At 70.7% G+C, this 21,935-nt stretch carries 20 protein-coding genes and 1 pseudogene; 9 read left to right on the forward strand and 12 right to left on the reverse strand.

The window, feature by feature from the left end; genetic code table 11:
- Positions 1 to 502 precede the first annotated feature (502 nt).
- Positions 503 to 1,831: a serine/threonine-protein kinase gene (locus tag ABT186_RS24835; RefSeq protein WP_502973316.1), complete on the forward strand. Its 1,329-nt coding sequence runs from the start codon at positions 503 to 505 to the stop codon at positions 1,829 to 1,831.
- Between the two features lie 166 nt (positions 1,832 to 1,997).
- The gene (locus ABT186_RS24840) at positions 1,998 to 2,669 is read left to right on the forward strand and encodes a DUF6445 family protein (protein WP_351926897.1); all 672 of its coding nucleotides are present in this window, start codon (positions 1,998 to 2,000) and stop codon (positions 2,667 to 2,669) included.
- Positions 2,670 to 2,702: 33 nt separating this feature from the next.
- On the opposite strand, the gene ABT186_RS24845 is transcribed toward ABT186_RS24840, so the two are convergent.
- The 3 genes from ABT186_RS24845 to ABT186_RS24855 form a co-directional block, all read right to left on the reverse strand.
- Complete coding sequence (locus ABT186_RS24845; RefSeq protein WP_351228466.1) at positions 2,703 to 3,236, reverse strand: hypothetical protein; 534 nt, start codon at positions 3,234 to 3,236, stop codon at positions 2,703 to 2,705.
- Positions 3,237 to 3,474: 238 nt separating this feature from the next.
- Positions 3,475 to 4,299, reverse strand: a complete 825-nt coding sequence (locus ABT186_RS24850; protein ID WP_351228468.1) for a TIGR03943 family putative permease subunit — start codon at positions 4,297 to 4,299, stop codon at positions 3,475 to 3,477.
- Positions 4,296 to 5,330 carry a permease gene (locus tag ABT186_RS24855; RefSeq protein ID WP_351228470.1) on the reverse strand — a complete coding sequence of 345 codons (1,035 nt, stop codon included), beginning with the start codon at positions 5,328 to 5,330 and terminating at the stop codon, positions 4,296 to 4,298. The genes ABT186_RS24850 and ABT186_RS24855 overlap by 4 nt, the downstream gene beginning before the upstream one ends.
- A 288-nt stretch (positions 5,331 to 5,618) precedes the next feature.
- On the opposite strand from ABT186_RS24855, the gene ABT186_RS24860 reads away from it, so the two are divergent.
- The gene (locus ABT186_RS24860; protein WP_351228472.1) at positions 5,619 to 6,362 is read left to right on the forward strand and encodes a DUF4142 domain-containing protein; all 744 of its coding nucleotides are present in this window, start codon (positions 5,619 to 5,621) and stop codon (positions 6,360 to 6,362) included.
- A 193-nt stretch (positions 6,363 to 6,555) separates the two neighbouring features.
- Here the strand turns inward: ABT186_RS24860 and ABT186_RS24865 are convergent, their stop codons facing one another.
- On the reverse strand, positions 6,556 to 7,488 hold the full coding sequence (locus tag ABT186_RS24865; RefSeq protein ID WP_351926899.1) for an LAETG motif-containing sortase-dependent surface protein: 933 nt from the start codon (positions 7,486 to 7,488) through the stop codon (positions 6,556 to 6,558).
- Positions 7,489 to 7,751: 263 nt separating this feature from the next.
- A complete protein-coding gene (nicT, locus tag ABT186_RS24870; RefSeq protein WP_502973317.1) occupies positions 7,752 to 8,846 on the reverse strand; it encodes a Nickel transporter NicT in 1,095 nt (364 codons plus the stop codon).
- A 273-nt stretch (positions 8,847 to 9,119) separates the two neighbouring features.
- Between nicT and ABT186_RS24875 the strand changes: the two are divergent.
- Positions 9,120 to 9,350: pseudogene (locus tag ABT186_RS24875) on the forward strand (sporulation protein); the annotation flags it as partial.
- Here ABT186_RS24875 and ABT186_RS24880 read toward each other — a convergent pair.
- The gene (locus tag ABT186_RS24880) at positions 9,347 to 9,625 is read right to left on the reverse strand and encodes a ribosomal protein L7/L12 (protein WP_351235093.1); all 279 of its coding nucleotides are present in this window, start codon (positions 9,623 to 9,625) and stop codon (positions 9,347 to 9,349) included. The pseudogene ABT186_RS24875 and the gene ABT186_RS24880 sit on opposite strands and share 4 nt — an antisense overlap.
- Before the next feature lie 71 nt (positions 9,626 to 9,696).
- The gene (locus ABT186_RS24885; protein WP_351926901.1) at positions 9,697 to 10,470 is read right to left on the reverse strand and encodes an alpha/beta fold hydrolase; all 774 of its coding nucleotides are present in this window, start codon (positions 10,468 to 10,470) and stop codon (positions 9,697 to 9,699) included.
- A 63-nt stretch (positions 10,471 to 10,533) separates the two neighbouring features.
- Between ABT186_RS24885 and ABT186_RS24890 the strand changes: the two genes are divergently transcribed.
- Together ABT186_RS24890 and ABT186_RS24895 are read left to right on the forward strand one after the other, a co-directional pair.
- Positions 10,534 to 10,947, forward strand: a complete 414-nt coding sequence (locus ABT186_RS24890; protein ID WP_351235089.1) for a MarR family winged helix-turn-helix transcriptional regulator — start codon at positions 10,534 to 10,536, stop codon at positions 10,945 to 10,947.
- A 66-nt stretch (positions 10,948 to 11,013) separates the two neighbouring features.
- Positions 11,014 to 12,858 (forward strand): alkyl/aryl-sulfatase, encoded by a 1,845-nt coding sequence (locus ABT186_RS24895; protein ID WP_351926903.1) that lies wholly within the window; start codon positions 11,014 to 11,016, stop codon positions 12,856 to 12,858.
- 18 nt (positions 12,859 to 12,876) lie between these two features.
- Here the strand turns inward: ABT186_RS24895 and ABT186_RS24900 are convergent, their stop codons facing one another.
- Together ABT186_RS24900 and ABT186_RS24905 are read right to left on the reverse strand one after the other, a co-directional pair.
- A complete protein-coding gene (locus ABT186_RS24900) occupies positions 12,877 to 14,220 on the reverse strand; it encodes a tetratricopeptide repeat protein (RefSeq protein WP_351235085.1) in 1,344 nt (447 codons plus the stop codon).
- A 380-nt stretch (positions 14,221 to 14,600) separates the two neighbouring features.
- On the reverse strand, positions 14,601 to 15,041 hold the full coding sequence (locus tag ABT186_RS24905; protein WP_351926905.1) for a Uma2 family endonuclease: 441 nt from the start codon (positions 15,039 to 15,041) through the stop codon (positions 14,601 to 14,603).
- Positions 15,042 to 15,045: 4 nt separating this feature from the next.
- Here ABT186_RS24905 and ABT186_RS24910 point away from each other — a divergent pair, with 4 nt between their 5' ends.
- Positions 15,046 to 15,312, forward strand: coding sequence for a hypothetical protein (locus ABT186_RS24910; RefSeq protein ID WP_351926907.1), 267 nt, complete (start codon positions 15,046 to 15,048; stop codon positions 15,310 to 15,312).
- Between the two features lie 66 nt (positions 15,313 to 15,378).
- Here ABT186_RS24910 and ABT186_RS24915 read toward each other — a convergent pair whose 3' ends face one another.
- Together ABT186_RS24915 and ABT186_RS24920 are read right to left on the reverse strand one after the other, a co-directional pair.
- Positions 15,379 to 15,648 (reverse strand): DUF397 domain-containing protein, encoded by a 270-nt coding sequence (locus tag ABT186_RS24915; protein ID WP_351235083.1) that lies wholly within the window; start codon positions 15,646 to 15,648, stop codon positions 15,379 to 15,381.
- Positions 15,608 to 16,456, reverse strand: coding sequence for a helix-turn-helix domain-containing protein (locus tag ABT186_RS24920; RefSeq protein ID WP_351235082.1), 849 nt, complete (start codon positions 16,454 to 16,456; stop codon positions 15,608 to 15,610). The genes ABT186_RS24915 and ABT186_RS24920 overlap by 41 nt, the downstream gene beginning before the upstream one ends.
- An 83-nt stretch (positions 16,457 to 16,539) precedes the next feature.
- Here ABT186_RS24920 and ABT186_RS24925 point away from each other — a divergent pair, with 83 nt between their 5' ends.
- A complete protein-coding gene (locus ABT186_RS24925; protein ID WP_351235081.1) occupies positions 16,540 to 16,965 on the forward strand; it encodes an ATP-binding protein in 426 nt (141 codons plus the stop codon).
- A 10-nt stretch (positions 16,966 to 16,975) separates the two neighbouring features.
- On the opposite strand, the gene ABT186_RS24930 is transcribed toward ABT186_RS24925, so the two are convergent.
- The gene (locus tag ABT186_RS24930) at positions 16,976 to 20,707 is read right to left on the reverse strand and encodes an nSTAND1 domain-containing NTPase (RefSeq protein WP_351926909.1); all 3,732 of its coding nucleotides are present in this window, start codon (positions 20,705 to 20,707) and stop codon (positions 16,976 to 16,978) included.
- 318 nt (positions 20,708 to 21,025) lie between these two features.
- On the opposite strand from ABT186_RS24930, the gene ABT186_RS24935 reads away from it, so the two are divergent.
- A complete protein-coding gene (locus ABT186_RS24935; protein WP_502973319.1) occupies positions 21,026 to 21,832 on the forward strand; it encodes an NPP1 family protein in 807 nt (268 codons plus the stop codon).
- The last annotated feature ends 103 nt before the right edge of the window (positions 21,833 to 21,935 follow it).

Consider the following 21,935-nt stretch of genomic DNA (forward strand, 5'->3'; position numbering starts at 1 on the left):
CGCGCTGTCCCTCGCGCTGTCCCTCGCGCTGTCCCTCGCGCTGTCCCTCGCGCTGTCCCCTCGCGCCCCACCTGAGCGCAACCCCCGGACCGTGGTCATGAGGCTCGCCGCGGCCGCCGCGGTGCCGGCCGTCGGAGCCACCGGCGCCTTCGGTGCGCAAACGTCCGGCAGGAACGGCTCGGACTCCTCAGGCTCCTCGAACGCCCTCGTCTTCGACCAGGACGCCTGCACCAACTGGGGCCGCACGCCTGCCGATCGGCCGACCGGGACGCCGGGCCGGGGTTGCACCCGGGCCCGGCGTCGCCCTATGGGGCGGGAGTGTCGGACACGCGAAAATTGTGCGACCGGATCACCACTTCCCGGCCACCACATGGCGGAGAACGTGATCGAATGGCACATCCGTACCAGTAGGCTGGGACTGCTGCGGCACCCCACCATCACCCGCCCGGGCGGAGTCATGGCCGGCGGCGGTCGAGTCGTTTCACGGCATTCGTCTCACGGCATGAGGATGAAACAACAGGTGCTGATCGCGGGCCGGTACCAGCTGAACACCACCATCGGACGTGGCGCGATGGGCGAGGTCTGGCGGGCGTACGACCAGATGCTCGGCCGGCCCGTCGCCGTCAAGGTCCTGCTCGACCGGAACACCGACCCGACCGCCGACTCCCGGTTCCGTCTGGAGGCGCAGACCGCGGGGCGGCTCCACCACCCGCATGTGGTCGGCGTCATCGACTTCGGGGAGCACGAGGGCCGGCTGTTCCTGGTGATGGAACTGGTGGAGGGCGACAGCCTTTCCCGGGTGCTCGTCGACGAGGGTCCGCTGTCCGCCGAGCGGGTCGCGCACATCGCCGCGCAGGCGGCGGCCGGGCTCGCCGTGGCGCACGAACAGGGCATCGTGCACCGGGACATCAAGCCGGGCAACCTGCTCATCGACGCAGGCGGCACCGTGAAGATCGGTGACTTCGGTATCGCCCGGTTCATGGACGACCCGTCGGGCGCGCTCACGGCGACCGGGCAGATCGTCGGGACGAGCCTGTACATCGCCCCCGAACGCGCCCTCGGCAAGCCCGCCGGACCGGCCAGCGACGTCTACTCGCTCGGCTGCGTGCTCTACCAACTGCTCACCGGTCAGCCGCCGTTCCGGGCCGACACCCCGATCGCAATCCTCCATCACCACCTGGACACTCCCCCTGTGCCGCCGCGCGAGCTGGGCGTGGCCCTGCCGCCCGCCTTCGAGAACTACCTCCTCGGCCTGCTCGCCAAGCGGCCCGAGGACCGGCCCACCGCACGGCAGGCCGCCGACTGGTTCGCGGGCGGTGCCTGGCGGGGCCGCCCCGAACCGCTCCCGGCCGCGGCCCCGGGTCCCCGGCACACACCGGCGCCCGCCTCTCGGCCGCCGGTGCTCCCCGGCATGGAGACGGGCCCGGCGACGATGTACAAACTCCCGTCCGCGGGAGCGGTCCCGGGCCACCGCGCGGCCCACGGCCGGTGGCCGTCGTCGGCGCCCCACCGCGAGCGCCCACCGTCGGGTGGCCACCGTGAGCGCGCCTCGGCCGGAAGCCGGCGTGAGAGGTCCTCGCTGCGCGCGTTCGCCGCCGACCGGCCGCGCGCGGTGGGGCTGATCGCCGCGGCATTGATCTTCCTCGCGGCGATGTTCGTCGGCATGGCGTGGTTCTCCCCGGACAACAGCTCGGCGGAGACCCCCGCACCGAGCCCGTCCGGCACGTACTCCCCCCGCAGCGGACCGGCCGCGTCCCCGCTCCCGTCGTCCCCGGCCGGCGTTCCGGCCGACGGCGGGAACCATGGAGACAGCAAGGACGACCAGCAGTGACACCGGCCGGGCGCCGAGTCGCTCCGCACGACCACCGCCCACCCCCGGGCTGCCCACCCCCCGGCCGGCCGCCCCAATTCCCTTCCTTCAACGCTCTGTTGAGTTGACGGAAGGTTGACCAACCGAAGAGAAATCGGTGGTGGTCGCGGACTGTATGTTCACCCGCATGCCCCCACAGCCCCCACGCCTTCCCGTACTCCCGTATCGCAAGCCGACCCGCGGCCGCGACTACTGGATCCTCGACGACGTGCTGCCGAACGTGGACGAGGTCCGGGCCCGTTGTCTCGCCAAGGACGACTGGGTCAAGGGGTATCCCTACACGCAGGAGAGCTGGCCCGGACTGCGGACCATGCCGGGGCTCGAGGAGGGCGAACTCGCCCGGATCGAACGGCTGGTGCGCAAGGAGACCGGCGCGCAGAAGCTGTGGCAGGAGACCGCTCCCGGCGGTGGCACCCTCAACCACAACTGCATCCAGGTCGTGGGCAAGGACGAGGGCGAACCGCGCCCGCACACCGACTCGCGCGCACTGTGCCGCTACGCCGCGGTGCTCTACCTCAGCCCGAACGTCCCCAAGGACTGCGGCACGAGCTTCTACCGGCAGAGCCTGCCGGGCGGCGTCCTCGGCGGCAACATGGTGCAGGCTCCGCACAACAACCTGGTCGAGGCGCTGGGCACGCGGTATGTCTCACCGGACGCGTTCACCGAGGACATCCGCGTGCCGCAGCGCTACAACCGGCTGCTGCTCTACAAGGCCAACATCATGCACAGCGCCACCGGTTACTGCGGAAGCGACCTGGAGGAGAAGCGCATGACGGCCGTCTTCTTCTGGATGGCCTGACCGACGGGGTCCCGACCCGCCGGGGGCCGGGGCTCAGCTCAGGCCGAGGCTGGAGAGCGCGGTCGTCCAGTCCGTCGCGATCGCGTTCTGGGCGTCCGTCAGGTTCACCTCTCCGTTGCACACGGCCGTCTTGAGCTTGTTCTCGACGCTGTCCTTGTTGGCCGCGACTTCGCCGCTGCCCGTGTCGTAGCGCGGTTCGGGCCACAGGTTCTGCGGGCTCGTGGGGTTGCCGCCGAGCTCCAGCGGGATGAGGTGGTCCTCTTCATAGTCGGCCGTGCTGGTGTCGCTGTAGCCGTACTCGACGATCTGCTTCTTCTTCAGGGCGGTGGTGTACGAGCTGGACGGCCGCACCGTCGCGGTCCATCCCGAGACGCAGATGGTGGAGTCGATCGTGTCCTGCGTGACGTCCGGGTTGACGTCGCCGGGCTGGCAGCTGGGGTCGGGGAGGGGGAGGTAGTCCTGGCTGCAGCTCTGCGCGTGCGCGGTACCGGTGGTCACGACGAGACCCGCGGCGGCGAGGGTCAGGGAGCAGAAGGTCGTGACCAGCGGGCGGGATATTCGGGACATGGGGGGTCTCCCGGTGTGGTGCCCGGCATGGGTCCGGGCGGTCGTGAGCATGACAGCACTGGGAGCATCTATGCGGGTAGAGCCCTTTGCGGGACCGGGAGACCCTTGATTGAAGGTTTATCCATACCATGACTGCGTGTTGTGAAGTCATGGGCAGGGCTTGGGCGTTGGTTCACCTGGTTGAACAGCCGCGTGCGAACGTCCGGGCGCCCACGAGCGCCCGGACGCCGACGGTCCGTCAGCGCGAGGGGGCGAGCGGAAGGTCGTCCGTGTACGCGTTCACCGGCTTGGCGATCCGCTCGACGGCATGGGCGTCGAGCGCGACCGGGGCGGACCTCGTGCCCAGGGTCCCACCGGGATGCCAGGTTCCCGTGACGGCCACCCAGGTATTGGCGGGCAGGGCCGGAGACCCGTACATCCGCACCTTCACGGTCTGGGCGTCCGCGGCGCAGCACGAGAAGATGATCCGGGTCAGATACCAGCCGCCGCCCTGCTTGTCGGGTGTGACGAAACCGGTCATCTGGATGCTGCGTTTCTGGATGGCCTTCTCGCGGTCCTGCTGCACACGGCCGGCGAAGTCCGAGAGGGTCATCGGGAGGGGCGAGGTCGCGGGCAGCGGATCGAAGTGCTCCTGCTGCGCCACGGCCTTGGGGACCTCCCGGGAGGCGGTGTACGCGCCGAGGGCCGGCGGGGCGTAGAAGAGCAGGCTCAGCGCGGGGAGGAACAGCAGCCAGGCGGTGCGGGGCACGGTGGAGTGGTCGTGACCGTGGCCGTCTCCCTCGTGACCGCCGCCGTCTCCGTGGTGACCTCCGTGGTCGTGCCCCCGGCCGCCGTCGTCGTGACCACCGTGTTCATGAGCTTCCCCGTGCTCGTCGCGCCCGCCCGGACTCCGGTACGACCACGCCTCCGCCACTCCGAGCAGAAGCAGCAGCACCCCCGAGGCGATCAGCAGCGGACGCAGCCCCTCCTTGACGTATCTCAGGTACAGGTCGCTGAAGAGCGAGATGTGCAGCAGCCCGAGGCCACCGAGGACGAGCAGGATCACCTGGACGGGCCGTTTCACAGCAGCGCCCCTCCGATCAGCGCGCTGCACACCACCGCGACGACCGTCGTGGCGGTGGAGAAGCGGACCGCGAAGGCCCGGCCGAACGTGCCCGCCTGAAGAGCAATCAGCTTCAGGTCGACCATCGGCCCGACCACCATGAACGTCAGTCGCGCGACGGGCGAGAACCCGGCGAGCGAGGCCGCGACGAACGCGTCGGCCTCCGAGCACACCGCCAGGAGGACGGCCAGCCCGGCCATGAACAGCACCGACAGCCAGGGCGAGCCGGAGAACACGTCGAGCACGGAGCGCGGGACCGTCACATTGAACGTGGCCGCCGCCATGGCCCCGAGGACCAGGAAGCCCCCCGCGTGCAGGAAGTCGTGCTGGAAGCCGAGCCGGAACTCCTTCCAGCGGCTGTGCCCCGGCCGGTGCCCGGTGTGCCGTACGGTCGGCCGGAGCCATTCGTCGCGGCCCAGCCAGAGCCACAGCCAGCCCATCACGGCCGCGGTGGCGAGTGAGGCGAGCAGCCGGGCCAGGACCATGGCGGGGTTGCCGGGGAAGGCGATGGCCGTGGCGGTCAGCACGACGGGGTTGACGGCAGGGGCCGAGAGCAGGAACGCGAAAGCGGCCGCCGGGGTGACACCCCGGCGGATCAGGCTGTTGGCGACCGGCACCGACGCGCATTCGCAGCCGGGCAGTACGACCCCGGCGACGCCCGCGACCGGTACGGCGAGCACCGGCCGCCGGGGCAGCACCCGGCTGAACAACCGTGCCGGTACGAACGCGTTGATGGCGCCGGACAGGGCCGTGCCGAGCAGCAGGAAAGGCAGCGCCTGCACGGTGATCGCGAGACAGACGGTCCGCCAGGCCTGCATGGCCGGTTCGTCCAGCCACCGGCTGAGGACGAGGAGCACCGGACCGGAGAGGACGGCCGCCCCGAACAGCAGGACCCAGGGCAGGGACCGGCCGCGTCCGGGGGCGTCACCGGTCGCCGCAGGGACCGCGACGGCCGTCTCCGCCTCCTCGGCCAGGGTATCTGTCTTCTGCATGCGGGCTCCGAATGTCGGATGTTCGGATCGAACATAGCGGGCGCCGGGCCGCGCACCCCACTTCCGCCACGCACAGCAGTTTTCAGGAATGAGATCCATTTTCATATAGAGGCCCCATGTCTGCGACCTGATCACCTGTCCGGTCGACGAACTGCGCACGGAAACCGCCGAGTTCGGCTCGCGCATGTGACGACCCCCACAGCGTGAGCCGCGGATTTTACCCAACGAAAAGGTTCTTGACTCCCGTCGCGTCCGTACCCCTGGGCGTCCGAACAACCAGGAGGTGCCATGCGCATTTCACGCAACGCGGCGGGAACCGTCTTCGTGGCGGGTGCCCTGACGCTGACGCTGACGGCGCTCGTCTATCCCTCGATGCTGGGAGTCCAGACCGTATCCAGCGCTCCGTCGCGCGTGATCGCCAACACCTCGGCGGGACCGCTGACCGAGGCGGACCGCGATTTCGTCGTCAAGGTGCGCGCGGCGGGCCTGTGGGAGTTCCCCGCCGGTGAGCTGGCCATGAAGAAGGGGACGATCGAGTCTGTCCGCGTCGCCGGACAGCACCTGATCAACGGACACGTCCAACTCGACGCAGCCGACCGCAAGGTGGCCTCGCAGCTGGGCATCACACTGCCGAACCAGCCGAGCCCGCAGCAGCAGCAGTTCGTGGCGACGCTGACCTCGGACACGGGCAAGCAGTTCGACAGCGACCTCGCGAACATCCTGCGCGTGACGCACGGCCAGATCTTCTCCACGATCGCCGGCATCCGTGCCACCACGAAGAACACCCTGGTCCGCCAACTGGCCGACCAGGCGAACGACACGGTCCTCGACCACATCACGGTGATGGAGCAGACGGGCCTGGTGAACTTCGACCAGGTCCTGTTCCAGGAGACGACCCCGCCGAAGCTCCCGAAGAGCAATATGACTCCGCCGGCCCCGCAGCCCGGCGAACCGACGGTGGTCCTCTCCCCGCCGCCGGGCTTCACCCCTCCGCCGTCGACGAGCCCTTCACCGATACCGACCACGGGCTGACCCGAGGACGTCCCCCGGCTGCCGGCGGGCGCGCGACCAGCGCGTCCGCCGGCAGCCGCTTTTCCGTACCGGGTGAAGTACCGGACCGTTTCCGCCCCGGTGACGTACGGGAGGGAAGAAAGGTGGGCCCGGCGCTCACCGGGGGAAAAGAGCGCCGGGCCCGTGGAGGATGGTCAGAAGGACGCCTGGGGCGTCATGCGCGGGAGCGGGACGCGCGGCGTCGCGTGGCGAACGCGATGCCCGCACCGGCCGCGACAAGGGCCGCCGCGCCCGCCGCGATCGGGAGCGTGTTGCTGCCGCCGCCCGTCTCGGCGAGACCGCCGGGCGGGGTGGACGAGCCGCCGTTCGGCGTCGGCTGCGCGGGCGTGCTCGACTCGGCGGCGGGCGGCGTCGAGGTCGAGGCGGACGGCGAGGCCGGGGTCGCGGGGCTCGACGCGGGCGGGGTGGTGGCCGGCACGGACGCGGGCGGCGTCGAGGCCGGCGGGGTGCTCTCCGGGGTGCCCGGCGGCTCGGCCGTGCAGTCCTTCGTACCGCCGTTCCAGGACGCGATCAGCTTGTCCTTGATGACCGGGCGGTCGGGGCCCTTGGGCAGGTCGCCGTGCTCGAAGCCGTCGTTCGCGCCGAGGTTCCCGTCGAACTTCACCTTGCCCCGGTACAGGTCGATCTGCGCGTAGCAGCCCGCGTCCGGCACCGAGATGTCCAGCGACTCGGTCTCGCCCTGCTTCACCGTCACGGAGTCGAAGTCGTGGAAGACCTGCAGGCCCGAGGTGTTGAAGGTGGCGCCGTGCGCCCGGTAGGAGGCCAGGGACGCCGTGCAGGTCGTCGCGTCGCCCGCCGCCCGTACCTTGATGTGGACCTTGCCGTCCTCGGTCGGCTTCAGGTTCTGGTCGTCGACCCGGACCGAATCGGTGAAGACGGTTCCGTCCAGCGAGAACTGGCAGTGGTCCGCCTCGGTCACCGTGCCCGGACCCGTGCCCGACGCATAGGCGCGGCCCCCCTTGTCCCACCCGTCGCCACCGGGCGTGCCCGAGGCCCAGGCGGCACCTCCCGTGACGGCGGTGAGGGTGAGCGCAGCGGCGCCCGCCCACAGCAGGCGGCGTACGGTGACAGGTCGCGCATCGGACACGCGGTCCCCCAGCTTCATATGGCCGAGATCCGGGCGACGGCAGCGGGCAGCGCGAAGCAACCGGGAACCGTGGCCGGGAAAGTGTGGTCGAAGAGAAGCCCTGTGCTCACTGGTCACATGAGCCACAGCGCGAGCACATATTCGATCACCCTGCGCGGGCTGTCAACCTCGTTGAATGCACGACGACTTCAGCGGTCCATCACATTTCGGCCACATCAGGAATGGGACGATCCGCTTGGGTCGGGCAGGTCGGAACTCCGCCCCTACTCGGCGCCCTGCTCCACCGGCTGGGTCTGTGCCAGCCCCGCCGTCCACTTCTCCTCGACGCGCCCGACCTTCCACACCACCAGTGCGAGCGCCCACGTGCCGAAGAACAGCCCGACGATCAGGAAACCGAGGGTGTTGAGGTCGAGTCCGGCGATCCAGTCCCAGAAGACCCCGTGCAGGTGTAGCTTCTGGGCGAGCAGGCCGAGCAGCTCGACCGTGCCGATGATCAGCGCGACGGCGACGGACAGGCCCGTGATGGTGAGGTTGTAGTAAACCTTGCGGACCGGCTTGGAGAACGCCCACCCGTAGGCGAAGTTCATGAACGACCCGTCGATCGTGTCCAGCAGCGACATGCCGGCCGCGAAGAGGACCGGCAGGCACAGGATCGCGTACCAGGGCAGCCCGGAGGCCGCGCCCGAACCGGCCATGACGAGCAGGGCGATCTCGGTCGCGGTGTCGAAGCCGAGGCCGAAGAGGAGGCCCAGCGGGTACATCTGCCACGGCTTGGTGATCGACCTCATCACGCGGCCGAGGAGCCGGTTCATGAAGCCGCGGCTGTTGAGCTGTTCCTCCAGGGCCGCCTCGTCGAACTTCCCGGAGCGCATCTGCCGGAAGACCTTCCAGATGCCGGCCAGGATGACGATGTTGATGCCGGCGATGACGTAGAGGAAGGTGCCGGAGACCGTCGTACCGATGAGTCCGGTGATGTCGTGCAGCTCGGAGTTGTCGTCACGGACCGGTCCGGCGAGCGTCCTGATGCCGAGCGAGAGCAGCAGCGAGAGGCCGAAGACGATGCTGGAGTGCCCGAGCGAGAACCAGAAGCCGACCGACAGCGGGCGCTGTCCCTCGCCCATCAGCTTCCGGGTGGTGTTGTCGATCGCGGCGATGTGGTCCGCGTCGAAGGCGTGCCGCATCCCCAGCGTGTAGGCGGTCACGCCGATGCCGACACCGAAGGACTCCCGGCCGACGCTGTAGTGCTCGGGCGCGATGATCGCGACGATCGTGAACCACCCGATGACGTGCAGCGCCAGGATGAACGCGGCCATGCCGCCGAGCCGGCCCCACTCCTGCCGCGTGATCGATGTGCGCATCCTGGGGGAGGACGGGGGCATGGAGTCGGGCCTTTCTTCGCCGGTACTGCGACCCCTACCTTTATGCACCAGGGTGCTACTTGCAAGAAAGTCGCAGTAAAGCATCGCGGTGCCACTGGGAGTCGCCCGGACGGGTGACTTCCGGCCTGCGTGCCGTTCAGCGTGGCGCTGCCGTGGGAGACCCCGATCACCGAGCCCCACGGTCAGCATCTGGGCGTCGTCCTCGGCGTGCGAGCGGAACCGAAAGCCGAGCCGACTGAAGGCGTCCAGCACCACCGGGAGGCGTACGGAACGCACGCGGCCTCCATGGGACACGATCCGTACGCCGGTCACGGACCTCACGGCGGTCACCCTGTCGATCACCGTTCCGGCCCCGGTACCGGCACGGCGGCCGCCGCGGGCGTGGCGGGGCCGGCCGTCGGCGTTGTCGGCGCAATGGTCGCGGCGGAGGTCGTGGGCGAGATCGGCGACTTCTTCGAGGGGGACGAGAGCGAGGACGACTAACCCAGCCGCTCCACGGCTTCCTTCGCCTCCACCAGGTCCGCCCCGGTGATCTCGCGGTACACCTTGATCGCCTGGATCTTCTTCCCGTCACGCACCAGGGCGGTGACCTGGTCCAGGGCGGGGTCGGCGTGGTCGATGCCCAAGTGGCCGAGGATCAGGTCGAGTTTCTGCTCGACGCGGGCAATCCGGCGGTCGGTGCGCCTGATTTTGCTCTCGACAGTGGCGAAACCCGCAAGGACGAGCGCCCCGACGACGAAAGAACCGAATATTTCCATGGCCCGCGATCCTAGGGGTGGGCTTGCGTCCCGGGCCGGGCGGACGCGCCGGGCCCTGCGCGTGCGATTGATCACCCCTCGAGAAAGGAGTCGATGAGGACGAAGGTGGCCTCCGGCTGTTCGATCTGGGGCAGATGGCCCGCCTTGGGGATGACCTCGAGGCGGCCGTTGCCGAATGCGGCAGCGTAGGCCGCGCCATACGCGGGGGTGACGATGCGGTCGCTCTCGCCCCACAGCAGAAGGGTGGGGATATGGACGCGGCCCAGGCGGCGCAGCAGTTTCGGGTCGTGCATGTAGGGGTCGCCGGCGATGGTGCGCAGGGTTGCCATGTTGGCCTGGCGGAGGACGAGTTGCTCGGCGGGGATCCCGGCCGGGTCGACATAGAAGCGGTCGGAGTCGTGGTAGCAGTACTCGGCGACGCCGCGGGCGTCGAGGGCGAAGAAGTCCCTGATCGGCTCCCCTTCGACCGCGACTCCGGCGGCGTCGATCAGGACGAGCCCGCTGATGATGCCCGCCTGGTCGCGCACGGCCATCTCGGCACCGATCCAGCCGCCGAGCGAGGAGCCGACGACGAGCACATCGCGCAGCCCCCGGTCGCGGAGGAGGTGCAGATAGGCCAGGGCGAGATCGTCGACGCCGGTGAACCAGTCGGGGCGCGGGGCGCCGTTCCAGCCCGGGTGGGTGGGGACGATGGTGTGTGCGGTCGGCGCCAGATGGTCGGCGATTCCGGTGACGGTGGCCGGGCCTCCGCCGCCGTGGAGGATCAGCACGGGACGTCCGGATCCGGATTCGGAGAGGGTGAGGGCCAACTCGGGCTGCACGAGGTGCGTGTGAGGTGTGGTCATGCCACGAAGACTAACTAAGTATCTTTATATAAGCAAGCTTAGTCATCGTGTTAACCTGGACCCATGGCCGCTGAACTGCAGATTCTCGGAAGAGCCGTCAAGCAAGCCCAGTACCGTCAGCACCGGGCGCTCGACAGCCGCCTCGCTTCCGTCGGGACCACGCTCGCCCAGTGGGACGCACTGCGCGCGATCAGCCGGACGCCGGGAGCGAGCGCACGGTCGCTGGCCGCGGCGACGTTCCAGAGCGAGCAGGCGTTCGGCACGCTCGCCGGCCGGCTGGTGGCCCAGGGACTGGTCGAGCGGAGGCCGGGGCACGGGCGGCGTATCGAGCACCACCTCACACCGGCCGGCGAGGAGACCCTGAAGGCGGGGCACCAGGTCGCCGACGAGGTGCTGGCCGAGTGCTTCGCCCCGCTGTCCGAGGCCGAACGGACAACCCTGCACGGCCTGCTCCTGCGCCTCGCCGAGGAGGGGTGATCCGCGGGCGCCTCGAACGGTCCCCCACCGCTGGCCGCGCGTATGCCCCGCCCGGAAGCTGGCCCCATGGACGTCCCGCCCCGCGACGGTCTGCCGCCCTTCGAGGACCGGACCGACTTCGAGAACGCCGACCGTGGGTTCGTCGCCGCCCTGGTGCCCGGGGTGGTGACGGCCGATGACGGCCGGGTGGTGTGGGACGGGGACGCGTACGGGTTCCTCGACGGGGACTGTCCCGACACCGCGCATCCGAGCCTGTGGCGGCAGTCGCAGCTGTGCGCGCGGCGGGGGCTGTACGAGGTGACCGAGGGTGTCTACCAGGTGCGCGGGCTCGATCTGGCCAATATGACCCTCGTCGAGGGCCACGACGGCGTCATCGTCGTCGATCCGCTCGTCTCCGCGGAGTGCGCGGCGGCCGCCCTCGCGCTGTACCGGCGGCATCGCGGCGAGCGGCCCGTCACCGGGCTCATCTACACCCACTCCCACCTCGACCACTTCGGCGGCGCCGGCGGTGTGCTGCCGCGCGAGGCGGAGGCGGGGGTGCCGGTCCTCGCTCCCGTGGGGTTCCTGGAGTACGCGGTCAGTGAGAACGTGCTCGCCGGGCCCGCGATGGCCCGCCGCGCCGGGTTCATGCACGGCGCCCGGCTGCCGAAGGCGCCCGACGGGCACATCGGCACGGGCCTCGGCATCACCCTGTCCACCGGTACGGTCACCCTGATCCCGCCGACCGTCGACATCACGCACACCGGGCAGACGGAGACCGTGGACGGCGTGCGGATCCTGTTCCAGCTGACGCCGGGCACCGAGGCGCCGGCCGAGATGAACTTCCTCTTCACCGAGCAGCGCGCCCTGTGCCTCGCCGAGAACGTCACGCACACCCTGCACAACATCCTGACCCTGCGCGGCGCCCTCGTGCGCGACGCCCGCGTCTGGTCCCGCTACCTCGACGAGGCCATCGACTTCTTCGGCGACGCCTACGACGTGGCCTTCGCCTCCCACCACTGGCCGACGTGGGGTCACGAGAATGTCGTGGGGCTGCTGGCGGAACAGCGGGACCTGTACGCGTATCTGCACGACCAGACCCTGCGGCTGCTGAACAGCGGTCTGACCGGCCCGGAGATCGCGGAGGAGCTGCGGCTGCCGCCCGCGCTGGAGGACGCCTGGCACGCGCGGGGCTACTACGGATCCCTGAACCACAACGTCAAGGCCGTCTACCAGCGCTACATGGGGTGGTACGACGGCAACCCCGCCCACCTCTGGGAGCATCCGCCCGTGCAGCTCGCCGAGCGGTACGTGAAGCTGGCGGGCGGACCGGAGGCGATGCTCGCGGCGGCCCGCCGGTATGCCGACTCCGGTGACCTGCGCTTCGCCGCGACCCTCCTCAACCACCTCGTCTTCGCCGACCCGGACCACGAGGAGGCGAGGGCCGCACTGGCGGGCGTGTACGAACGGCTCGGGTACGGCGCCGAGAACGGGCCCTGGCGCAACATCTATCTGACCGGCGCGCAGGAGTTGCGCGGGGGCGCGGGAGGCCCCGCCGTCACCACGGACACCGCCGAGACGAGGTCGGCGCTCACCGTGAGCATGCTGCTGGACGCCCTCGCGGTGCGCATCGACGGGCCGCGCGCGGCGCGGGAGCCGCGGCTGATCATCGACCTGGTCGTGATCGACGAGGAGCGCCGGCACCGGATCAACCTGGAGCACGGCGCGCTCACGCACCGAAGCCTGCCGCTGCACCGCACACCGAAACCGCACGCGGGCCTGACTCTCACTCTGACCCGCCCCGAACTCCTCGGCCTGCTCGCGGGCAAGGGCCTCGCGGGCATCGAGACCGACGGGGACCGTGGACTGCTCAAGCGGCTGTTCTCGTACGTGACCCAGCCGGACCGGGGGTTCGCGATCGTCACACCCTAGGTACCGTCGTGCCGGGTGTCACAGCGGCGGCTGTGCCGGTGCCGGGCCCAGGGTCGTCGTGCCCGGGGCCGTGCGATGGCCGAGGCCCGTGCGGTAGGCGTCCAGGGCCGCCTCCACCCGGCCCGTGCGGCGCAGCAGATCGCCGAGCAGACGGCACAGGTCCGCGAGGTCGCCCGCCGCGCCCGCCCGCTCCAGCAGGCTGAGTGCGCGGACGTAGTGCTCCTCCGCGGCCTCCGTGTCGCGGGCGTCCTCCGCGATGATGCCGAGGAGGCGGTGCGCGGCGGCGGAGTGCACGGCGCCGCGTTCGGGGCCGATGTCGCCGAGGACGCCGTTCAGCAGCTCCGCGGCCTCCTCGGACCTCCCGCGCCGGTGCAGCACGTCCGCCAGCTCGACCGCGACCTGACTGCTGTAGAGGGTGGCCCGCCGTTCGGCGTGCATGGCGAGGGCCTCGCGCAGCTCGCTCTCCGCACGCTCCAGTTCGCCGTTCTGCGCGTACAGATAGCCGCGCATCCAGTGGCAGTTGGCCAGCTCGGTGCGGATCTGGAGCTGGCGGTACAGCTCGGCGGCCTTGGCGAGGTTGGCGTCCGCCTCGGCGACCCGGCCCTCCGCGAGAAGCGTGCGCGCCACGGAGCGGTGCATGCGGGCGATCAGCGCCGGGTCCTGGACCTGGGGCGCGAGCGCCAGAGCGAACTCGGCCGCCTGGGCCGCGCGCGCATGGGCGCCCATGTCCATGTACGGGCCGATGGCGCTCGCATAGAGCAGCAGCAGTGCGTCCGGGTCGTGCAGCCCGGAGCGGTTGAGTTCGTCGAGGGTGGACTCCAGCAGGTAGCAGGCGTACCGGAGCTCACCGGCGAGGTAGTGGGAGACGGCGCGGCCGCGCAGCGCCGGGACCCGGCTGGGCAGCGGTGCGTCCCCGAGGCTCTTCTCCGCCCGCTCGAAGTACTGCCGGCCTGTCGCCAGGTCGCCCAGTTCGAGGGCGCACTCACCGAGCCCCAGCAGCGCGGCGGACCGCTCGGCGACGAGCCCGTGCGCCTCGGCCTCGGTCAGCAGCGTGCCGTACTGCTCGGCCGCGACCTCGGCCTCGCCGGTGGCGAGGGTCCGCTGGGCGTCGGTCAGCCCGAGCCGCAGACTGGTGGCGAGGTGGGCGGGGCGGCCGGTGACCAGCTCGTCGTAGGCGATGCCGAGCCGCGCGGCGATGTGCCGCAACGCGGGCTCCGAGGCGCGGACCCGGCCCGCCTCCACCGTCGAGATGTACGCGGGGGAGTACATCGGCTCCGCCAACTGCTTCTGCGTCAGACCGCGTTCGGCCCGCAGCTGCTGCACTCTCCGCCCGATGGTCTCCGGGTCGTCGCGCTCCGCCATGGATCAAGCATGCCATTAAGTCGAGTTACACCTGGCCGACTCTTACTCTTGTCCAACTCGCCACGCACAACTGTGCAGTTGAGGCGACAGGTCCGCGACGCGAGAAACCCCGGACAGCCTCTTGCACCGCCCCTGCGCACCCCCTACGTTAAGCAGCGCATTAAACCCGGTTAATCAGCTGCTGATGCGGATGCGAGGTCGCCGTGCCCGGACGCCCTTCCGTACCTCACGGACGCATAGCCCCGCGGTACGCCCGAGGCTTCGCCGCGGCGGTCCTGGCCGTGGCCGCCCTGATCACCGCGGCCAACGCGGGCCCGGCGCGGGCGGCGGAGCCGGGGTCGGTTCAGCAGGTCCAGCCCATCAGGTAGTCACCGGGCGGTTCAGAACTCCGCCGTGTCCAGGTCGAACCCGAGAGGGCTGGGCAGCGGGACGGTGGGGCCTAGCTTGTGCTTCGCGCCACGGGCGTAGTCGTCACCCGACGGATCGGAGTAGACGGCCACCGCGCCCTCCTCGCGGTCGATCAGCAGGTAGACGGGGATGCCGGCGCGGGCGTAGCCGTGGATCTTCTTGTCGCGGTCGCGGTCGGCCGTACTGGTGGAGGTGACCTCGGCGACGAGGAGGGCGCCGGAGGGGTCGTGCCACACCTCCTTGCCGCGGAAGGTGCCCTTGGGGGCGATGACCAGGTCGGGGATGACGTGGCCGGTCCCGGAGGCACCGGGGACGTTCAGGCCGATGCCGGTGCAGTTGCGCAGGGCCGGGTCGTGTCGCCTGTCGGCGACCTGTCTGGCGTTCCCCGCGACCGCCTCCGCCAAGGGTGTCAAGTCGGTGCCGATCCAGGTCTGCAGTACGAGCCCGGCGAACCAGAAGTTCTACATCGTCGGCTACAACCAGTTCCACGACTGGATCAAGTCCCCGACCCAGGCCGTCAAGCCGTACAGCTGCTTCAACTTCGCGAACTGGTGGTGGCAGACCGACCGGACCTTCGAGCTCCACTGGGAGGTCGCGAACTCGGTCCCGAACTGGAAGTACCGGCTCTGGTACATCCCGAGCACCGCCGCGAACGGTGGCTGGCAGAAGGCCACCATCTCGTAGCCACGGGGCCACGGGGGAGGCCGGGCCCCGTGCGGCATCGTGCGCCGCGCGGGGCCTTCGGCTTTGTCAGGCCCCGGCGACGTACTCCACGAAGGCGACGTACGCCTCCGGCGAGAGCGTGAGGGTGCCGAGGTCGGGGTTCTTGGAGTCGCGGACGGCGATGTGGGGGGTGAGGTCGGCGACTTCGACGCAGTCACCTCCGGTGTTGCCGCTGTACGACGACTTACGCCACTCGGCTCCGCCGAGGGGGGCGCATTCGACGCACTCCCCGCCGCTGCTCCCGCTGTACGACGACTTACGCCACTGAGCGCGCGCCAGGTCCGGGCCGTTCCCCATAGCGTTCCTCCATCACGCGAGCGATCAGTGCCGCCGACTCTCTCGGAGAGAGGGCCTCGGCCTGCAAGCGAGCGTAACCGACCGAACGCTCCCTGATCACCTCCGGATTGGCCGTCATGTGACCCGAGTCGTAGCTCTCGCTGTAGTGGATGTCGGGGTCGTCGCCGAACCGAAGGAGGGTGAACGAGCCCATCATGGCCGCATGTTCACCCGCCGAGAAGGGCAGTACCTGGAGATGCGTCCACGGCTGACCGAAGAGGCTCAACAAGTGGGCAAGTTGGTCCCGCATGACCTCCCGACCACCGATATGCCGGTACAGCACCGCCTCGTCCAGCACCGTCCACAGCACCGGCGGTCGCTCGCGGGTCAGGATCCGCTGGCGTTCCATCCGGGCCGCCACCATCTCGTCGAGCTTGTCCGCCTGCTCGACGCCGAGTACGGCCCGCGCGTACGCCTCCGTCTGCAGCAGCCCGTACACCAACTGACACTGATAGGTGGAGATGTAGGCGGCCTTGGCCTCCATCTCCGCATACGCCTGAAACCAACTCGGCAGTTGGCTCCGTAACACCAACCCCACCAGCCGCGAAAACTCCCCGTCCGTCCCCAGCGCCGCATCCACCCGTTCCGCGAAATCCCTGGTCGGGACCTTCCTCGCGGTCTCGATCTGGCCGACCAGCGACCCCGTGCAGAAGATGGACGAGCCCAGCTCGGCCTGCTTCATCCCGGCCGCCTCCCTCTTGCGGCGCAGCTCGGAGCCGAAGTAGTCCAGCGGAGAGGCGCTGGGGTCGAGTTCACGGATGTTGGCCATGGCGGTGCACCCCCAAGCTGACGCCGTACGGCGTTGCGTCCGGTCTGTAGCCGAGAGTAACCACACCACCTCACTCTGGTGACGTGAATCACGTAACTGACCAGCCCGGAGACGAAGTCGGCGCCAGGTACGGCCTCAGCTTCATCCTCGGTGACCACTCGGCGCGGCATCTGCGCCGCATCCTCCGCGCCTACCTCAACTGCTGGGAGATGCCCGAACTCTGCGACCCGGCCGCCCTCGCGCTCACCGAGCTGGTCGCGAACGTCGTCCGGCACGTGCCCGACCGGCACGCCGCGCTGCTCCTGCTGCGGCGACCGGAAGGAGTACGTGTGGAGGTGAGCGACACCTCCGCGCGGCCGCCGTTGTCCACAGCTGTGGATGAACTGGCCGACGGCGGGCGGGGGTTGCTGATCGTCGAGGCCGTCACCGACCGATGGGGCTGGCAACCGCGCTCCGGCCAGGCGGGCAAGACCGTCTGGTTCGAGTGCGATGCCAAGCCCCGGCCATGACCGGATCAGGTCAGTCGCCGCACAGCTTCCGGTACGGCGCGTCCGGTACGTACGTGCGCCACTGAGCCTTGGTCAGGTCGGTGTCACCGACGCGGGCGCAGACCTCGGTGACAGCCCGGGCGGGGGCGATGGTGTACCGCTGCAGCGGGACATGGGCGCTCCCCGCGTACACCATGCTGCTGTCGGCGCTGAAGGCGATGGTGTCGATGCGCTCGCCGGGGGTGGTCAGCGGCCCGCCGAGCGGTTGCTGCGTCGCCGTGTCCCACAGCTGGAGCGTCCCCGCGTCGCCGCCGACGGCCAGGGTGCGGCCGTCGGGGCTGAGCGCGAGGGCGTTGACGGCTTCCGGGGTGTCTCCGATGGGGGTCGGGAACACGTTCCGCAGGATCCCCGTACGGTGCCGCAGCCTGCCGTCCCACAGGGCCACGCGGCCGGTCCCGTCGCCCGCCGCCAGTCGGGAGCCGTCGGAGGCGAAGGCGACGGCGCCGATCTGGTCGCCCTGGACCAGGTCCTGTCCCATGACGGTTCCGGAGGGCGGGCGGACGGTGCGGTTGTCGCCGACGAGAAGCCGTCCGTCGGGGCTGACGGCCAGGTGACTGCCGACCGGATCGCTCAGCACCGATGTCCTGCGGTGGTGCGCGGTGTCCCACACCTCCGTGCTCAGGTCGCCGATCGACGGGGTGCGGGTGGCGTACAGCGTGCGGGCGCCGGGACCCAGCGCGATCGTGACCACCGCCCCGGCCGACGACGGGCTCGCCAGGTCCAGTGCCGTGCGCTCGCGGCCTCGGGCCAGGTCCCAGACCGTGAAGCGCTGGGGGCCTGCGTTCCGGCCGGGGGCGGAGACGCCGTAGGCCAGGGCGGTGCCGTCGGGGCTGAACGCCATCAGGGGCAGCGTGTCCTTCGGCACCACCGGCAGCGTACGGTCGTACGAAACCGGGAACGGCGCGGGCGGCAGCGTACGGACCACATGCCCGTCGCGGGTGTCGAGCAGTTGGAAGCGGTACCCGGTGGCGGTGCGCTCGGCGGTGGCGAGGAACCGGGCGTCCGGGCCGATCCGCTCGTCGGCCAGGGGTTGGTCCCGCCACTCGGAGGTGACCGACTCCGTGACGTCGAGGGAGTGGACGGTACCGCCTTCGAGGTAGCGCAGGACGGGGCCCTCGGGGTCCCAGGCGAGTCCGCCGTAGAGAAACTGGTTGTTGAGGGGGTTGCGGAACACCGGGGCGTCGGGGGACGACAGCCGCCACACCCTGATCTCCGCACCGTCGGTGGTCGCCAGGAAGGCGCCGTCCTTGCTGAGGGACGCGTACTGCGCGCCAGGGTCGTTCAGGTTGGCGAACTGACGCCCCGAGCGGGCGTCCCAGACGCGGACCCCACTGTCCGAGACGGACATCATCCTGCCACCGCCGCCGAAGACCAGCTTGACGTGCTCGGCGTCGCAGAGGCCGCCCGCCTTCTGCCAGGCTCCGGGCAGGGTGCGGTGCCCGGCGACGTCCCACACCTCGGGCACCCCGCCCGAAGGACAGACGGCGACGAGCGATCCGTCAGAACTCGTGGCCGGGTCCGCGAACCCGGGCGCCCGGGTCTCGAACAGCAGCCTGCCGTCCGTGACGGAGCGCAGTTGCACCTGGTCGTCGTCCGTGCCGCTCACCAGGTAGTCACGGCCGTCGGCGGTGAAGTCCACGCCCGCGGACGCCGGCGCGGGGGCGCCGCCGGTCCAGCGTCCCTCCGCCGTGTTCCACAGCCGTACGCCGTCGTCCCCCTGGACCGCCAGCACCTTGCCGTCCGGGGTGGCCGAGTACACCTGGCCGGCCGACAGCCGTCCGGAGGCCGTCCGGCCGTGCGTGGCCACGTCCCAGGTCCGCCAGTTGCGGCCCTCGACGCTGAGCAGCGTGCGGCCGGAGTCGGCGAGGAAACGTCGCGGGGCGTCCCCCGGCGCCGGGTCGGTGAACGTGTCCAGTTCCGGCTGGGCGAGGGCGCCCAGAAGGGCCCGGCGGGTCTCGGGCAGTTCGGCGACGCGCCAGGCGGCGACGCCGAGCAGCTGCGCGGTGTGCGGGTCGGTGGTGCGCAGGGCGTCGGCGACCTCGGCGATACGGCGGGCCGCGTCGTCGGTGCGCTGCCGTTGGTTCTCCCGGCTCTGCTGCCATGCGGCGAGGCCCGCGACGAGCGCCACCGCCAGGACGGCGGAGAGCGTGGCCGCCAGCGTCCGAGCCCGGCGTGTGGACCGGGCGGCGGCCCGGCGTTCCGCCTCGCGGACCCCGAACGCGGCGACGAGGAACGCCCGTTCTGCCGCGGTCAGGGCGGAGTCCCGCTCGTGGTCCGGGAACATTTCCTCCGCGCGGGCCAGTCGGGTGCCCCGGTACAGGGCGCCGGGGTCGCGGTCGTGCTCCCGCCAGACGCGGGCGTCCTCGGTCAGACTCCGGTGGAGGCGCAGCCGTTCGCGGTCCTCCTCGACCCAGTCGTGCAGCCGCGGCCAGCAGGTGATCAGCGCCTCGTGGGCAAGCTGGACACCGTCCTCGTCCACGGTCAGCAGGCGGGCGCGGGCCAGCCGTTCCGCCACCTCCGCCACGTCCGGGTCCGCCCACTCCTCCAGTTCGGCCCGGGTGAGCGGGCGCCGGGTGTCGGGGGTGCCCCGCCCCGGCTCGACCATCCGCAGCAGCAGCCGCCGGGCGGCGCTCGCCTGTTCCGCGCTGAGCTGCCCGTACACCTCCTCCGCGCTCGCCGCGATCGCGCCGCGCACCCCGCCGGCCGCCTCGTACGCGGCCACGGTCAGTGTCCGTCCGCGGCGCCGCCGCCAGGTCTCCAGCAGGACGTGCGAGAGCATCGGCAGCCCGCCGGGCTCGTCGAGGACCTCCTCCACGATCCGGGCGGTCAGCTCCCGCTCCACCAGGAGCCCCACCGCCTGCGCGGGTTTGACGACCGCCTCCCGCAGCTCGTCCGCCGTCATCGGTCCGACCAGCAGTCCGGCGCCGCGCAACGCGTCCGCCAGCGCCCGGTGTTCGGCGCACCGGGGGTAGAAGTCCGCCCGTACGGCGATCAGCACCCGCAGCCGGGTGTCCGGATCACGGGCGGCGAGCAGCAGGTCGACGAACCGGGCCCGCTCCGCGCGGTCCCGGCACAGGGTGAAGACCTCCTCGAATTGGTCCACCACGACCCAGCTCTCGGGCTCGCCCTCCGCCGGGGTCAGCAGGTGCCCGTACGTGGTGGCGGGCCGGGCCCCGGGGGTGAGCAGCCGCAGCACCGCCGGACACCTCAGCCGGGCGATCTCCTCCCTGAGCCGGGGTATCAGCCCGGCCCGCAGCAGCGAGGACTTGCCGCTGCCGGAGGCGCCGAACAGCACCGCGAAACGGTGGTCGCACACAAGCTGGTTCAGCTCGTCCACCATCCGGTCCCGGCCGAAGAACAGCGCGTGGTCGTCCGGCTCGAAGCGCGCGAGTCCCCGGTACGGCGGCGTCGCGTCCTCGTTCTCCCGTGCCGACCCCGAGGCCTCCGCATCCGCCGCCTTCCAGCGCGGCTCCCACTCCCCGGGGTCGCCCCCGCACGCCCGTACGTACCCCTGGACGACGGCCAGCGAGGGCAGCCGTTCCCCGGCGGCGGCCTGCGAGAGGGCCGTCGCGGAGAACCCGGCCGTCTCGGCCATCCTCCGGTACGACGGGCTGCCGGCGGCCCGGCGCACCTCACGGAGTTCGTGCGCGAGGCGCTGGACCGGACCGGCCGCCGGATCCAGCGGTCTTTCGGGACGCCCCATGTGCGCATACCTCCGTACAACTGGCGAAAACCACGTCGGCGTTGGTGACCATACGTTCCGAAAGCTTTCCCGGAGGCACGCACCAAATGACCGACAGGTAAATGAAAAGTGTCGGAAGATCCGCTACCGGGCAATCCGTCACCGCCCACGGGATTGTTTTCCCTGACGAAAGGGGCGTGCCGAACAACTCACCCCCGCAGGAAACCGCCGGTGACATCCACGGAAACGCCCCGCCTGACTTGTCCGGCGGGGCGGTGCGGATTTGATTGCTTTGACGAAAGGGCGGGCTGATCAACTTCCCGCTTGAGAAGCAGCCGTATGTCCCAGATGGTCGAGAAGAGAAAGACATCCCGCCTCGGCAAGGCCGCGCTCGTCATGGGCAGCGTCACCGCCCTGACCGTCGGCGTCGCGGGCAGCGCCTCCGCCGGACCCAACCTGACGAACCTGCCCGAGAGCGCCACCTCGTTCCAGAAGTCGTTCCAGCCGTACTTCGACTACGACAACGACGGCTGCTTCCCCGCCGCCGCCATCGACATGTGGGGCAACCTCAACGGCGGCCTCAGGCCGACCGGTTCGCTCGGCGGCGGGTGCCGGACCGACCACCTCGGCAATGCCAACACTTACTCCCGGGCGAAGTGCAACAACGGCTGGTGCGGGATCATCTACACCCTGTACTTCGAGAAGGACGAGGCCTCGCCCGGCATCGGGCACCGCCACGACTGGGAGTGCGCGGTGGTCTGGGTGAAGCAGGGGGCGAGCAAGCCCTCGTACCTGTCCGCCTCCCGTCACGGCGGCTTCAGCACCCGCCCGGTCAACGAGGTGCCGATGGACTCGACCGGCGCCCACGTCGAGATCGTCTACCACAAGGACGGCGCGAGCACCCACGCCTTCCGCTTCGCCAAGTGGGGCGAGACGCCCGAGGCCTGGGGCAACGGCGGCTGGGACCACCCGGCCCTGGTCAGCTGGGACCACTACCCGGCGAGCAAGGACCCCTCCAAGAACCTCCAGACCATCATGAACAACTCCAGCTGGGGCAACGCCAACTTCCCCCTCCAGGACGCCAAGTTCGACGACCACCTCAACAAGGCCAAGCCGTCGGGCATCCCGTTCAACCCCTACGCCTGACGAACGGGGCACCACAAGCGGCGGGGGGGGGGGGGGGCCCCCCCCCCCCCCCCCCCCCCCCCCCCCCCGGGGGGGGGGGGGGGGGGGGGGGGGGGGGCCGCGC

Origin of the sequence: Streptomyces sp. NPDC001634 (genome assembly GCF_040298185.1) — a bacterium.
Classification (GTDB): Bacteria; Actinomycetota; Actinomycetes; order Streptomycetales; family Streptomycetaceae; genus Streptomyces.